Here is a 14212-nt window from a genome sequence, read left to right as displayed (position 1 = left end):
TTGAATAATGCATAAAATTTCAAACCGGTTAAATCCTTCTAAATAGCAATATTTAAAATTCCCTAGTCTCCCGCATTCAATATGAAAAGGTGAGGCAGCATATTGCCCACCATCTTAAAAGTACTTATTTCAAGCAAATATACTATGCATTACTACTCCTATTAAGTAGCGGATATGAATGAAAGATAGAGGATATAAAACGTAAAGCAGATCAATTATTTTTTATTTTTAATATATTTTTCCTAAAAGAAATAGCAATTTAAATTAAACCTGCAGGCTTAACCCTGCCAGTCTATAAGACAGTAGATTCAATATAAATAATAGAAAGAGTTATAAATGATTTCTTTAGTTTTTAATAAATACTATAAAACAGATGAGGAAAGCTAAATTGAATACTATATAGTAGCTTAGAATAAATTTTGTTTACCTACATTAAATAAGATTATAAAAAAGCCACCCTAAGGTGGCTTTGATTATTTTTTAGAAATTAGTGACCCGTGCCATTAATTGCTTTGGTCATATCCTCGACCACTTTCTTCGCATCACCGAAAATCATCATAGTTTTTTCGTTGTAGAACAGGTCATTATCGAGGCCAGCATAACCAGTTGCCATTGAACGTTTGATTACCATGATAGTACGTGCCTTATGCGCTTCAAGAATTGGCATACCATAGATTGGCGAGTTTGGATCATCTTTAGCAGCCGGATTGACCACATCATTTGCACCAATTACCAGTACCACGTCAGTTGCTGGGAAATCTGAGTTAATCTCATCCATTTCCAGAATATCTTCATAAGGTACATCAGCTTCAGCAAGTAAAACGTTCATATGCCCTGGCATGCGGCCTGCAACCGGATGAATTGCAAACCGTACAGTAACACCCTGCTCTTTTAACAGATTGGCTAACTCCTTGACTGCATTTTGCGCACGACCTTGCGCCATTCCATAACCTGGCACAATTACTACACTGTCTGCATTTGACATCAGGAAGCCAGCATCATCAGCTGAACCTGAACGGTGGTTACGCTGCATCTGCTCACCTGCGGCTGCACTTCCTGCGACCGCAGTACCGCCCATTGCGCCACCAAACAGTACATTAATGATAGAGCGATTCATGGCTTTACACATGATATAAGACAAAATAGCACCTGATGAACCCACCAGTGAACCTGCCACTATCAGCATATTATTTTCCAGGGTAAAACCAATACCCGCAGCCGCCCAGCCAGAAAAAGAGTTAAGTAACGAAACCACTACCGGCATATCACCACCGCCAACCGGTGCAATCCATACCCAGCCAAAGACCAGTGCCAAGATAGTCATTGCCCAGAACGCCTGCATGTTTCCTGTTGTAAAGAAGTAAAAACCATATGCTAACATGGCAATAAAGATAATCGCCTGTACTGGTTTTACCCAGCCACCAGAGATCGTTTTAGCCCATTTCTTTGCAGCCAATTTACCGTAAGCAAATACTGAGGCTGTAAAGGTGATTGCACCTACAAAACAACCCACAAACAGTTCAAACAGGTGAACCTTGTTCATATGGGCATGTTCAACTCCAGCAGCAGTCAGGGCCGCTTCATTTTGTAAAAACAATGCGCTGAACTGGTTATTATGCAGAATGGCTGCTATCGCAATCAGAACTGCTGCCAGACCCACCAGAGAATGCATTAAAGCTACAGTTTCCGGCATCTGAGTCATCGGTACAGTACGTGCCCGGGCGATACCAATTAACCCGCCCAGTACCATTGCTCCTACAATCATCCAGATGACTGGATGATCTGCAACAAAGAATGTAGTGATTACCGCAATCGCCATAGCAATCATGCCATAACGGTTACCAGCAATCGCTGTTTTAGGGCCTGATAAACCGCGTAAGGTCAGAATAAAAAGAATGGCACCAATCAGGTAGAACCAATCCGCATTTGCTCGAATAAATTCCATTTATTAGCCCTCTTTTTTCTTTTGCTTTGGCTTAAACATTTCAAGCATGCGTGCCGTTACAGCGAAACCGCCAAAAATATTAATACTGGCCAGAAAGACTGCGATTGCACCAAGTACACTCACTACATTGATGCTCTGGAACGCTACATTTGCGTCCACACCAAACACAGGCATACCTACTGTCTGAATCATGGCACCTACAATAATAATTGAGGAAAGTGCATTGGTTACTGCCATCAACGGTGTATGTAATGCCGGAGTAACGCCCCATACCACGTAATAACCCACAAAGATGGCCAGGACAAAAATTGTAATAGTTTCAACCATGAGCAGTCTCCTTAACCACGTTTAAGTAGGACTTGGCCATTGTGAGTGACCAGCAGAGCTTTTTGAATTTCGTCTTCCAGGTTAACCGTAAAGTTTTTTTCTTGATCAAACATGGTTTCGACAAAATTGAATACATTACGGGCATACAATGCCGAAGCTTCTGTCGCCACAGTGGCAGGAATATTCGGCACACCCAGAATTTTTACACCATTACTGGTCGTGACTGTCTCACCACATTTTGAGCCTTCTACATTACCGCCTGACTCAACTGCCATATCCAGAATGACTGAGCCCGGTTTCATCTTGGCCACAGTTTCAGCTTTAATAAGACGCGGCGCATCGCGGCCAGGTAGCAGTGCCGTAGTAATTACAATATCGGCATTGGAAACAGCTTTATCAACAATAGCGGCCTGATCTTTAATATATTGTTCACCAGGCATCCAGCCGTAACCATTTTTTGCAGCTTCCGCAGCACGTTGCTGCTCTTCTGCAGACATGGGTACATCCAGCCATTTGCCACCCAAAGACTCAACCTGATCTTTTGCAGTTGGACGCAGGTCAGTTGCTTCAACTACTGCACCCAGGCGCTTCGCTGTTGCAATTGCCTGCAGGCCTGCAACACCCACTCCCATGACTACTACACGGGCGGGCTTTACAGTACCAGCCGCGGTCATCAGCATTGGGAACATACGTTGATATTCATTGGCCGCCAGCAATACCGATTTGTAACCGGCCAAGTTGGCCTGTGAAGACAGTACATCCATATTTTGTGCACGAGACAAAGTACGGGGCAACAACTCAAGGGCAAATGCAGAAACCTGTTGTGATGCAAACTGATCAAGCTCAGTATTACGATATGGATCAAACATTGCCACAACCGTTGTATGAGGAGAAAGTTTCTGAATCTCCTCCCCTTTAGGTGCCCGAACTTTTAAAATAATCTGGCTATTCTGATAGGCATCATCGGTTATGGTTGCACCAACCTGTTCATAAGCGCTATCTATATAAGCAGCTTTAACCCCTGCTCCACGTTCAATAACGACACTATGACCAGCATTGATCAACTTTTTTACTGTCTCTGGCGTAGCAGCCACACGATTTTCACCGATAACAGTTTCGGTTGGGATTCCGATCTGCATGAGCGTTCCTCAAGCTAATTTTTCTTAAGTAAACATCGCCAAAAACGATGTTTCCCCCAGGATGTATTCTTGTTGAATTTCTGGATTCTAATTGAACCGTTTTAAAATACTACCCAATATTTATTTAATAAATACCTATATTTTGAACTGATGATTCATAAATATAAAAAATCCAAACATAAAATATAATTATTATTTATACATTAAATGAATATTTTTTATTCATTCTGTTTATTTTTTCTCCGTTCTTTCTTTTAATTTCCTTGTTATATATTTTTTATAATTTTCTATAGCAACATTGAATGGCATTTCTGACAATGAATGGAACACTTTTAAACATTCATCACGCCACTTGCCGACTTTATTTTCCAGTAACCTGTGCTCAATTTAATTCTACATGACGGCATATTTTGCTTTTCTGACAGAATAGTGAGTTCATCAAAATAAGAAAATAGCAGTAATCTTTAAAGTTCTAGGCAAAAAAGTGAATCATGGATAAAGCATATTAAACTGGTTAGCTACACTTAGTAGTGATAGATATTTTGTTAAATCTAGAGCTTTATCATAGTTTGAAAAAATATAGAAATTTACAGAAAAAGTTTTTTCATCATTTTATCTGATGATGAACAGCTGATCCATTTCTATTTTTTGATTTAAATTGCACTATTTTTGGGCATAAACAGAACAAGAGTTAAGACTGTATAAATTAAATTTCTATACATAGTGATTATTCTGCTGTGTTCTAATCAAGCAAATCTTTCTCTAATAGATGATCTTAACAAATTAACTTATTCCCTAAGCTTTAAGGATTAATGACTTTTTTATATTTTCTCTCACTACGGTAAAACTTTATAATTCAAGTATCGATACGTTTGCCGCTCTGGCTGCATCAGGCAAAATGATTAAACAAGACTATAAAATGAAATTCTCCATTACCCGGATACAGCTTGGCTCCCTGTTTGCCATTTGCTCTGCTTTTCTATTTAGTACCAAAGCAATTTTTATCAAGCAGACTTATGCTCTTTCTCCACTGGTTGACGCTACGCTATTAATGGCCCTGAGAATGGCGAGTGCCTTACCCTTTTTTCTTGTTATTTGCTGGCTGAATCGTCACCGTAATCAGGATATCAGACCGCGAGAATGGTTATTACTGGTGTTGGCGGGCATACTTGGCTATTACCTTGCCAGCTGGCTTGATTTCTTAGGATTAATGTTTATCAGTGCCTCACTGGAAAGGATTATCCTGTTTTTATATCCAACTCTAACGGTACTGGCTTCTAGTCTGATTTACCGGCAAAAGCTCGCTCCAAAAATGCTTTTTGCAATTTTACTCAGCTATAGTGGTACAGTTTTAGTGATGTTACAGGAACATCAGTCTGGTCCTGAAAACTCTTTATGGTTAGGTGCAGGACTGGTTTTTGCCAGTGCTGTGGCCTTTTCAGCTTACCTTTTGCTTACACCGCACCTAATCCATAAATTTGGTTCCTGGAATTTTACAGGCCTAGCCCTGAGTGTGGCTTGTAGTGGTACTTTAATACATTATTTTCTTGCTACCCCCCAACCTTTAGTACTGATTACACAGTTACCTGCCTCTGTGATCTGGTACGGTATTGCACTAGGAATTCTGGTGACAGTATTGCCCACTATTTTACTCATGCAGAGTATAGAGCGATTGGGTGCAGCGCAATCAGCCATGATTGCCTCTATTGGACCAATTTTGACACTGCTTCTGGCCGTAGTATTTTTAGACGAATACCTGAATGGCTGGCAGTGGCTAGGATGTATCTTAAATATTGTTGGTGTAATGATAATTACATTAAGTAAGCGAAAGCTGCAGCATTGAATTTTACTTTTATGGAAGTTAGATATTCTGCTTGTCTATAATAGTTATTTTCATAATGTGCTAAAAGAGTGCATGAAGAATCTTAAATAACTGCGTATCAAAGTAGAATAGCAGCAACTTGATGTAAGCTGGAGCTGCCCTGCATCTCTATAGCAAATACAGTTTCAGAAAAGTAACCGCCAGATTTGGCCATTTTTTAATTCCGGAAAAGTAAAATGGATAACTCTCAGGATATTAGCCAGAACAGACCACTGCTCTGGCTAATGGCAATCGCATGTGGGCTATGTGCAGGAGTAAATTATTATTGTCAGCCACTGGTACATTCTATTCAGCAATATTTTGCCGTAACTGAGGCCCAAGCAGCTTTAACTGTTACTTTTGCTCAGGTCTCTTATGCGCTAGGCTTGCTGTTTATTGTACCTTTAGGGGATATTCTCAATAAAAGCAGATTTATTCCTTTACTCATGTTTTTTGCTGCTATTGGTCTGCTTCTTTGTGGTTTTGCTATCAACCTGCCTATGCTCTGGGTTGGCACTGTTATAGCAGGTCTGTTTTCAGTTGCTGCTCAGGTACTCATTCCACTGGCTACCATGGCGGTTCAACCGGAAAAGACCGGAGAGGTCGTTGGTTTTTTAATGAGTGGCTTGTTAATCGGGATACTTCTTTCAACGAGTCTGGCAGGCGTATTATCCAATCTATTTGAATGGAACATTATTTATTTGGCTAGCGCGGTCATGATGTTATGCCTGGCTTACCTGCTAAAAAGTCGGCTGCCTTATGTCATGCGTTTCAAGATGGGCTATCTGCAAATCTTTAGTTCGATGGCCAGCCTGATTAAAGAAGAAAACCGTTTGGTCTTACGCTCACTCGTCGGTGGATGCGCATTCGCTTCGGTCAGTACACTTTTTTCAACAATTGCAGTATTACTTTCAGGGCCTGCATTCCAGCTACCTGACTTTATGATTGGCTTGATACCTCTTATGGGCATATTTGGTGCCTTATCCACCCAGTGGATTGGTAAACAGGCAGATAAAGGTTATACCCGGATTCTTACCTGGATCGGTTGCGGGCTATTAGGTATCAGCTGGATTGCATTTTATTTTACCCAGCATAGCTTAATAAGTTATGTCACTGGCTTCGGTATAATCCATCTGGGTTTGGCAATAGTGCATAGCTGCAACCAGAATATTGTTTTCCGGCTACGCCCAGATGCCAAATCCCGTTTAAATGCCATTTACATGACCATGTATTTTATTGGAGCTGCGGGCGGTTCTGCATTAGGAATTTATGCTTGGCATCATGGGGGATGGCTGATGACCTGTCTGGCTGGTTTCTCTTTGGCTCTAGCTGCAACAATATTTGCCCTGATTGACCAGTTGATCAAGCATGAGCCGCAGCAGGTTTAAAAAATTTTGATCACCTAGAAGCTAGCAAACTGCAACTTGAGGATAAAAAGGCTGCTGGCTATGGGTAAAACATTCTCCATGTTCCAGCATGATTAAAATTAACACAGGAAGCAATGTAGTCAGGATACGGGAAGCCAGCTCATTCAGCTCAGCCTGTAACTGGCTTTTGCAGGTGATGCCACCTTGCAGAATTTGAGTATGTAGCGTTATTAATCTTGCAAATACTATTTCTAGTAATGCAGCAGTGTCTTTATGTCTGAATATCTGTTCACAGTTTTGCTGCTCCTGTAAATCTTGCATCTGCCATTCTGGCTGTGTTAGCTGGCCATGACGATATTGCCAGTAGGACTGCCGGCTATATTGGCTCATCAGATAAGTCTGTATAGCTGGATAAAGCCTTCCCCATAAAGTTCGCTCAAGTTTCCCTTCTACATCATGTTGCAAGAGTGATTTTAAAAATAGGCAGAGTTCTTCTTGATGTGAAATTTGGTTTATTTTTGAAGTCACATATAGGGCCTGTAAGCTAATCCACAGGCTAAGGATCTTTAGCTCGAGATTTTCATCGAGATCAATCGATTGCTTCAACCAGCTGATGCTACGCTGCATCCGCAAATTAAAATGCTCAGGATATTCGGCTTTTTTTGCTCTGAAAACCTCTTCTAGCACTAACATTGCCTACCCCACTTATGATTATTTTATCTTGTCTATATTTTTAAAATAGCGCTAAAGCTGAGGTTACTTCAAATACTTATTGTGACCAGAGGTTAATTTTATTTTATACCTCGTGATTTGGCCCTACAGTTAAAAGCTTACCCTGTTGTATCAGATCTAAACCCCGTATAATACGCCTCTTCGTTTTTCTGTTAGCTTCAGGTCCGGATATGCAAATTCTTCAGTCACCTCAGCCTCGTATTTCGGTTGCGCCAATGATGGACTGGATTTAATACTTATATATTGTTAATAATTATAATAACTTACGCAATTTAATAATTATCATGGTTGCAATAAAGTAGCAAGATATTCTAAAACCATTAATTCTAATAACTGGACAACTTAACTGGACGACAAGAAGAATATGCAGTGATTAATCTGCATATCCGCTTTTAATACCAGGGAAACATTGCACACATATCGTGACATGCACATTACTATTAACTGTATGTGCTGTGCAGCCTGCTAAAGCCACACAGCATAAAAGGCTAATTACCTTTTTCATGTTCAATTAGCACATTAGCCACAGCACGAGCCGCTAACCAGTAACGTGCATTAAAGCGGGCTAGTTCATCCTGATTAGAGATAAAACCAAGTTCTAAAATTAAACCGCCACCATTTACAAAAGCCAGTTTTCCGCGTGCGGAATCGCTTTGATCAATCCAGCCATTCTGTCCACGTACTCGCGAACCAAGTGCTGATGCTACAGCATTCGACAATTTTTGGGCCAGAAGTTTATCTGCTGGCAAAGCAATCGTTTCAATACCGTTTGCCTGGCTAGATCCGGCAGCATTAAGATGAAATTCAACTGCAACTGATGAACCTTTAATGAGTTTAACTGCTGAACTTAATGGCTCATTTTTAGAACCTATTCCATCTGTCCGCGTTTTAATGCCTGCCTGGTTCAAGTAGAAATTGACCGCATTACGGAAATTAGTCACCAGCTCGGCTTCTTTATACTTGCCATTGACTGCTCCAGGATCAAAATTTGAATGTCCAGCTGTAACTGTCACAAAACCTAATGGCTGTTGCTGTAGTTTTGGCTGTGATTTTAATCGGGCCAAGATCATAGCCACTGAAACAATGCCACCAATCCAAAACCCCCAAGTCTCAGGAATCTGGTCTTTCCAGGCTTGCGGGATCTGGTTCCAGACAGTTACCAGATGATCTGAGAACAAAATTAAGAGTGTAAAAAAGGCGCTTAGTAAAGCGCCGATTTTTACAGTTAAGAGCTTATAGCTCTCCTTCCAGTTTTCTATAAGTTTCATAATTCATTTCCGAATTTTTTCATTTGTAGTTTGTGCAGTTCATCTGCACGCCGATTTTCTAGCCGTTTGTAGTACCAGTTCACAATGAAGCCACCTAATGCAATACACACACCTAAAACAGCAATCACCTGGTTAGAAATTAGAAAGGCAAAAAAACTTGACGCTCCTCCAAAATAGGTTGTTTTAGTTGCTGCAGACGATACCGTTGCGGCCATTTCCATAACTGCTGCTGCTTTACTTTCAGACATGCCGGCCCCCATTTTTTCGGCAATAAAAAACCCGCTTTATTCAGCGGGTTCTTGTTCGGTTAATACACTTGGTACATCTGCTTCCATATATTCAGCAACTGCTTGCGCCAGATTGGTAGGTTGAAAGTCTGCTGGAGCAAGTGAAGGTTCTTCAGGATCTTCAATCTCTGGTTGCGGTAGCTCTTGCAAACGTAAGCTGATAAAACGCCCATCTTCAATATCTATCGGATGGCCACGATCAGCAACAATAGAGAATGTTTCAAAATCAAAGCCTTTTTTATACGTCTTGATTTCAATATCACCATTCTCTAATGTCTGATATTCAACCGCGAATTTAACATTACCATTAGCATCTTTTGGAAGTTCGATATACCAGCCTTCCTGAGCAAATCCACTAGAGCCTTTAATTAAATAATGGCCACGATCTACACGTTCAAAAGTAATTTGCTGTTGCTTTGCTTCGTCATTCAGTTCTATAGAATTAGCAAATAAATTTGCAATTGGAGAGGCAGCTTTAATGAAGCCATTTGAGTCAACCATTGTATTTTGATCGGTTCTAAGAATATAGTGAACTCTTTGTGTAGAACTAAAAGCTGTTATAGCAATTTGTTTACCCAGGGACACATATGGGAGCCATATTGCCGCACCGTAACCTAAAGTATGTTTTTTGACAATAATCCCATATGTATCATAACTACCCAGCCCGGGCGGTCTTTCGCTTGAGCCATCTGGATATCTAAAGAAGCCTGCTGGAATTTGGTGTAACGGAGTCTCTCCCATTAAAGGTGATGTACTACCCAGCCCGAAATCACCCACCTTCAACACACGACCAGCGGTTGTATCAGAACTTGAAGTTGTAACTGTTGCCGTAGCAGCATCACCCAGACCCAAGCTACTCCGAGCTTCTGTCGCTGTTTTACCACCTGTACCGCCTTTATCAATTGGTAAAATGCCTTTAAATGTTTCAGGAGTGAGATCTAAATTGTGAAGAAAAGCACCTAAAGGCATGGCAAAAGCCATTTGACTGATCTTTGGTGCAATCGGATATGGCTGATGAGACCAGTCAAAGCCAAAACTTAAAATTTGAGCCATTATGCAGTCACTCCATCTGTAATATAAAACTCAAAAGAGGCTGAATGTTTGGTCACACCCCCCAAAGTTACTTTAATATCCATTTGTGCTAAACCACGTTTCCAAGCGGTTGTCGCGCCAGCACTTTTTAAAAGTATCCAGCCTTTCTGAGCGTTTTGATCTGCATAAGGGGTACAGGTCAAATCAGCAATCAAGGACTGGTCAATCATTGATTTAATCTGACATGCAAATGTATAGCCGACTGCTGCAGCCACATTAATACCCCGTGATGGATCATTGATAGGTATATTCAGTGATGGATCAGCATCATGCAGCCAGACCGGTAAATTAAAGGTATCACCCGCTTTAAAGATTGGAGCGTGAGCCATAAGATTTTCCTTTTAACAAAAAGAAAGCCCGCATAAAGCGAGCCTGTATTTAATTTAATGCCTAGACCGTTTCCAGGATCTGGCCACCATTCTTAATTTCTACAGAAAGTGGAGCTATGCCTATAATTGCTGGCCCACCAGGGCCAGGCTGTCCATTCGGAATATTCATAGAAATCCATTCTGAGCCTGCTGTAGTCGGATCAGCGGCAGTACCTCTTTTCCCCCAACCGCCACCATTACCAGAAGTAGTTGTACTGTCAGCCCGATTTGGAGAAAACAGAAATCCTGTGCCTGGTGTATCTCTTGTTGCATCAGTACTAGACGGAACCCTGGTATTGTTAAATGCTCTGCCCCAAGTAGTCTCATAAGTAGGCTGCATTCCTGACAAAACCCGTCCAAAAGGCGCACCGCCACCACCAGAGGTGCCTTCAATACCGTTAAAACGATAAGAACTTTTACCATTGGCCCCAGCACCACCACCAGATCCGCCACGTGCAAGCACACCACCATCGACAACAACCTTTAGTTTACCGTGACGGTTACGCAAGCCTGGTGCGCCTGCATAGCCGTTACGCTGCCCAATGTCTGAAGGGACTGAACCGCCTCCATAATAAGCTTCATTGCCCAAGGCACCATCACCACCACGGCCCACAGTTATACCTGCAATAATCAGGTTTACCGTGAGATTGGCAGGAAAAACACCAGTATCAATAGCAGCAATTTCCACAGTTTCCGGAAAAACGGTAACAACTTCCTGGGCATCATATGTCAGCTTATATCTGTTCGTGAGTTTTGGCCGATATGCACTAGAACTACAGATAAAGGCAGTTGGACTGACGTAAAAAGTAATTTCACCAGTCTCCGGAGGTGGACCAAACTCTGCTTCATACATGGCCCGTAAATTCACATCGAACACATCACCAGTAATGATGACATCACCGTCTGGCTGTTCTTGCTGTTCAACTGCAATCAGTTCCGTTGCCTTGAATTTTATGATTGAGCCAGCCTTATTCTCCTGCATTTCCATGACTTGCATGGGCAGTACTGCAGGCTTACCACGTACATCCTGAATTGTCCTGGTCATGGCATAAAAATAGTCACCGGTCTTTAATGGCTCGGCAGCATCCAGATCAAAATTAAGTAACCGTGGCGGATCACGATAACGGGTTAAAAGTGCTGTGGTCAGTGCCTGCACCCGTCCAAATGATCCCCCATTAAACCAACGTGAATAGATGATCTTTGACTTGGCAGCGCCATATTCTTCATCCATTTCAGATTGCAGATCCGCACCAATATGCCGTTGCCGATAGTTGCTTGCCTCATCGAGCTTCTTTGTTGGATCAATCAGATCAAAATAGACAATGAAACGGCTCTGACGGCTTTCAGTATCAATACTGGCTGTGAGGCTGTCTGCCAGAAAATGTTCATCATCGTTATAAGTCACCAGTCCATCTGCTGGAATCAGTAACGCCTTAAAGCGGATCTGCTGTTCTACTTCATCCCACCAGATATAGCACTGGCCTTGCTCACACAGTTCAGCAATTAAAGTGTTTACGCCGACAGGTTCAGTAATCTTTGCGCTGAATACTCCCTTTAAATATTTACTGCTTTCAGCATCCCATACAGGCTTATTAATGTACTGTGCTGGCACGCCTGCATAATCAACAAGCAGACTGTAAATAATGTCCTGCACGCGCTGCTCAGTAAAAACAGCGGCTTGCTGTACCGTAGAATCTACATCCTGAATTTTTGCTTCAGTATTCAAGGCCCCGCGTTGGACTGTGAACGTATCACCGGCGCGGGTAAACGCCATAATTTCACCAGAGATCCGCAAATATCCAGATAACTTAAATTCCTTATCACCAATTCCTGCCGGATAAATCTTAAAGCTTGTTTGAGTTGCTGTAATTTCCGCATCAAGCCGCGCTGAAGTGGCGAGAGGACATTTAGCACGATCATTATCAGCCAGCTTTAAAACATCTTTGGCAACAATGGAAATAGATCCGTTTCGATCTGGGCCAGTTATCTTCTCAACGATATAAGCCCTGCTTTTAAAATCTGAAAAAGACAGGCGGCCATCATCCTGAAGATAGCCAGTGAACACTTTTAAAAACCGGTTTTGATGATATTTATTCCTGGCCATAAACCGGCCCCAGAACGTGCCCAACTTTTCTTCATCATATTCTGGACGTTTATCGAAATATGGATCTAGTAAATGATCTGGCCAAACTGCATCTGTCATTTTGACTGTAACGGCCCCACGTACACCCAAGCCTTTACCTGGTGTAAGCTGCTGTGGTGCATACTGGACAGACTGCAGCAATGAGAAAGCATCAAAGCCAACCGGCACATCTGAACGCTGATTTACAAAGTAATAAGATTTAGTACCTTTCTTATAGTCCTTTTTAGACTTGCACGTTGCCCAGGTTTTATAGCAAGGCTCACCAGTGGCACTGCAAGTTGCCGTATTGAACTCATTCTGACATTGATCCAAGGCCAGCTCGACAAATTCAATCGGCGAACGGCCTATCTGTTTTGACTGATCTTCATAGCTCATTAGATGCACTCAATTTTCATACTGAAAGATTGCCATTGCCGATCAAGCATCTGAAAAGCTGAAACGGCATTGTTCCCATCAAGCCAGCAATATGCTGAATCCGTTGGAAAATAACGATCTGACCATTGAAAGAAAAATGGCTTTTTAATGGCATGATTTACGAACTTCATGCCTTCATTTCTAAGCCAGTCTGTAGGTACTCTTGGCTGTTTTATTTCTGTTTTATAACCTTCACGAATTACTGAACGTCCGACAAATGCCCCGTTCTCTGACTGATTTGTTAGAGTCGTTAGCTGAATATTATGTCTAGGTGGTACAAAGCCTTTAGGCATACCGAAAGGCATCTGGATTGCCTGACCAGCCATACATATAGCCATGTGGAAAATAGCGCCTGGTTTGATATTAATAATAACGCGCCATTGTGTTGCAGCCACCGCATTAAAACGTGAGAACAGGCTTGTATCATCGTTATTGGCTGTTAATGTGCATACAGTTGTCCAGGTATTACCGTTCAAGTACTGCAAAAGTATTTTTTGATCTACTGAAGCAGTTTTGAGGTTATGCCTGGCAATCGCAAATGCACTACAGCTCACTGCAGTTGGAAGTTGTACAGATAAAGTTTGAGTTTCAGGACTGTCACATTGCCAAAATGTTTGTGTGCGCCAATCTACTGCATTACGTACATGAGATCCGGCTGCTGTAGCACTGGCGACAAGTGAAGAATGCAAAAATACATTTTCGTAAAGCACATAAGATGATGATGAAGTTGGCATATTGCACCCATAAAAAAACCCGCTTAAAGCGGGCTTCTTAAATATTTAGTTCTACCATTCAGCAGACTGAGAATTTTTCAATGAATCTATGATGTGTTGAGACCAGGCTGTCATTTGTTTTTGTATATTTTCTTCCTGTTTCTTCCCTATATAGCCTTCAGTACGTTTATGGTCCGTAATACCAATACGATATAAATTGAAATGACTAAAAGTAAGCCTAGCTTTTTCATCTTTGGTATCAATTTTCAAAGTAAATTCTAGCGTACTATCAGCCAGATTCAGCAAGCAGTCACCCACCCCATTACATTGATAAGTAGTATTACCTTTTGCAATGATAGTACCTGTGTCCTTATCTGCAGACTGGATAACATCATTTGCAGATTTAAAATTTAAAGCAATCCATTCCTTAGCTCCATTAAAAAGCTGTGCCTGAGTTTTGCCAGGTACTTCATAAACATTTGAGACTTCAGCAGCAGTAACCACTACTGGAGCAATAACACACATTGTTGCTAATAATAATTTTTTCATAGGCCCC

13 protein-coding genes are annotated in these 14212 nt (G+C 41.5%); 2 read left to right on the top strand and 11 right to left on the bottom strand.

The genetic code is table 11. From position 1 onward, the window contains the following. Positions 1 to 487: 487 nt before the first annotated feature. The 3 genes from AC0VYT_RS02710 to AC0VYT_RS02700 are packed head-to-tail and all read right to left on the bottom strand — an operon-like array spanning position 488 to position 3411. On the bottom strand, positions 488 to 1945 hold the full coding sequence (locus AC0VYT_RS02710; RefSeq protein ID WP_005016243.1) for an NAD(P)(+) transhydrogenase (Re/Si-specific) subunit beta: 1458 nt from the start codon (positions 1943 to 1945) through the stop codon (positions 488 to 490). Positions 1946 to 1948: 3 nt separating this feature from the next. Beyond that, on the bottom strand, positions 1949 to 2272 hold the full coding sequence (locus AC0VYT_RS02705; protein ID WP_005016254.1) for a proton-translocating transhydrogenase family protein: 324 nt from the start codon (positions 2270 to 2272) through the stop codon (positions 1949 to 1951). A gap of 11 nt (positions 2273 to 2283) precedes the next feature. Next, the gene (locus AC0VYT_RS02700) at positions 2284 to 3411 is read right to left on the bottom strand and encodes a Re/Si-specific NAD(P)(+) transhydrogenase subunit alpha (protein WP_005016259.1); all 1128 of its coding nucleotides are present in this window, start codon (positions 3409 to 3411) and stop codon (positions 2284 to 2286) included. 919 nt (positions 3412 to 4330) lie between these two features. On the opposite strand from AC0VYT_RS02700, the gene AC0VYT_RS02695 reads away from it, so the two are divergent. Both AC0VYT_RS02695 and AC0VYT_RS02690 read left to right on the top strand, forming a co-directional pair. After that, a complete protein-coding gene (locus tag AC0VYT_RS02695) occupies positions 4331 to 5254 on the top strand; it encodes a DMT family transporter (protein WP_005023465.1) in 924 nt (307 codons plus the stop codon). 215 nt (positions 5255 to 5469) lie between these two features. Continuing rightward, complete coding sequence (locus AC0VYT_RS02690) at positions 5470 to 6660, top strand: MFS transporter (RefSeq protein ID WP_005016267.1); 1191 nt, start codon at positions 5470 to 5472, stop codon at positions 6658 to 6660. A gap of 21 nt (positions 6661 to 6681) precedes the next feature. Here the strand turns inward: AC0VYT_RS02690 and AC0VYT_RS02685 are convergent, their stop codons facing one another. From AC0VYT_RS02685 to AC0VYT_RS02650, 8 genes are all read right to left on the bottom strand, one after another. Further along, a complete protein-coding gene (locus AC0VYT_RS02685; protein WP_005404580.1) occupies positions 6682 to 7332 on the bottom strand; it encodes a HEPN domain-containing protein in 651 nt (216 codons plus the stop codon). 527 nt (positions 7333 to 7859) lie between these two features. After that, positions 7860 to 8639 (bottom strand): N-acetylmuramoyl-L-alanine amidase, encoded by a 780-nt coding sequence (locus AC0VYT_RS02680; protein ID WP_005016271.1) that lies wholly within the window; start codon positions 8637 to 8639, stop codon positions 7860 to 7862. Beyond that, positions 8636 to 8887 carry a holin gene (locus AC0VYT_RS02675; RefSeq protein WP_005016272.1) on the bottom strand — a complete coding sequence of 84 codons (252 nt, stop codon included), beginning with the start codon at positions 8885 to 8887 and terminating at the stop codon, positions 8636 to 8638. The genes AC0VYT_RS02680 and AC0VYT_RS02675 overlap by 4 nt, the downstream gene beginning before the upstream one ends. 36 nt (positions 8888 to 8923) lie before the next feature. Then, positions 8924 to 9979: a phage tail fiber protein gene (locus AC0VYT_RS02670; RefSeq protein WP_005016273.1), complete on the bottom strand. Its 1056-nt coding sequence runs from the start codon at positions 9977 to 9979 to the stop codon at positions 8924 to 8926. Further along, complete coding sequence (locus AC0VYT_RS02665) at positions 9979 to 10347, bottom strand: RNA methyltransferase (protein WP_005016274.1); 369 nt, start codon at positions 10345 to 10347, stop codon at positions 9979 to 9981. Before AC0VYT_RS02665 ends, AC0VYT_RS02670 begins: the two co-directional genes overlap by 1 nt. 61 nt (positions 10348 to 10408) lie before the next feature. After that, on the bottom strand, positions 10409 to 12904 hold the full coding sequence (locus AC0VYT_RS02660) for a hypothetical protein (RefSeq protein ID WP_005016275.1): 2496 nt from the start codon (positions 12902 to 12904) through the stop codon (positions 10409 to 10411). Further along, positions 12904 to 13677, bottom strand: coding sequence for a hypothetical protein (locus AC0VYT_RS02655; RefSeq protein WP_005016277.1), 774 nt, complete (start codon positions 13675 to 13677; stop codon positions 12904 to 12906). Before AC0VYT_RS02655 ends, AC0VYT_RS02660 begins: the two co-directional genes overlap by 1 nt. 51 nt (positions 13678 to 13728) lie before the next feature. Next, the gene (locus AC0VYT_RS02650; protein ID WP_005016278.1) at positions 13729 to 14205 is read right to left on the bottom strand and encodes a DUF4468 domain-containing protein; all 477 of its coding nucleotides are present in this window, start codon (positions 14203 to 14205) and stop codon (positions 13729 to 13731) included. Positions 14206 to 14212 lie beyond the last annotated feature (7 nt).

The sequence above is a fragment of the Acinetobacter sp. QJM3NY_42 genome (assembly GCF_056173745.1).
Note: the sequence above shows the minus strand (reverse complement) of the source record. Positions and strands in the feature narration are given on the sequence as shown.

Excerpts from the sequence above, each read along its gene's own strand:
- AC0VYT_RS02710 (WP_005016243.1), bottom strand. The coding sequence starts at position 1,945 with ATGGAATTTATTCGAGCAAATGCGGATTGGTTCTACCTGATTGGTGCC.
- AC0VYT_RS02705 (WP_005016254.1), bottom strand. The coding sequence starts at position 2,272 with ATGGTTGAAACTATTACAATTTTTGTCCTGGCCATCTTTGTGGGTTAT.
- AC0VYT_RS02700 (WP_005016259.1), bottom strand. The coding sequence starts at position 3,411 with ATGCAGATCGGAATCCCAACCGAAACTGTTATCGGTGAAAATCGTGTG.
- AC0VYT_RS02695 (WP_005023465.1), top strand. The coding sequence starts at position 4,331 with ATGAAATTCTCCATTACCCGGATACAGCTTGGCTCCCTGTTTGCCATT.
- AC0VYT_RS02690 (WP_005016267.1), top strand. The coding sequence starts at position 5,470 with ATGGATAACTCTCAGGATATTAGCCAGAACAGACCACTGCTCTGGCTA.
- AC0VYT_RS02685 (WP_005404580.1), bottom strand. The coding sequence starts at position 7,332 with ATGTTAGTGCTAGAAGAGGTTTTCAGAGCAAAAAAAGCCGAATATCCT.
- AC0VYT_RS02680 (WP_005016271.1), bottom strand. The coding sequence starts at position 8,639 with ATGAAACTTATAGAAAACTGGAAGGAGAGCTATAAGCTCTTAACTGTA.
- AC0VYT_RS02675 (WP_005016272.1), bottom strand. The coding sequence starts at position 8,887 with ATGTCTGAAAGTAAAGCAGCAGCAGTTATGGAAATGGCCGCAACGGTA.
- AC0VYT_RS02670 (WP_005016273.1), bottom strand. The coding sequence starts at position 9,979 with ATGGCTCAAATTTTAAGTTTTGGCTTTGACTGGTCTCATCAGCCATAT.
- AC0VYT_RS02665 (WP_005016274.1), bottom strand. The coding sequence starts at position 10,347 with ATGGCTCACGCTCCAATCTTTAAAGCGGGTGATACCTTTAATTTACCG.
- AC0VYT_RS02660 (WP_005016275.1), bottom strand. The coding sequence starts at position 12,904 with ATGAGCTATGAAGATCAGTCAAAACAGATAGGCCGTTCGCCGATTGAA.
- AC0VYT_RS02655 (WP_005016277.1), bottom strand. The coding sequence starts at position 13,677 with ATGCCAACTTCATCATCATCTTATGTGCTTTACGAAAATGTATTTTTG.
- AC0VYT_RS02650 (WP_005016278.1), bottom strand. The coding sequence starts at position 14,205 with ATGAAAAAATTATTATTAGCAACAATGTGTGTTATTGCTCCAGTAGTG.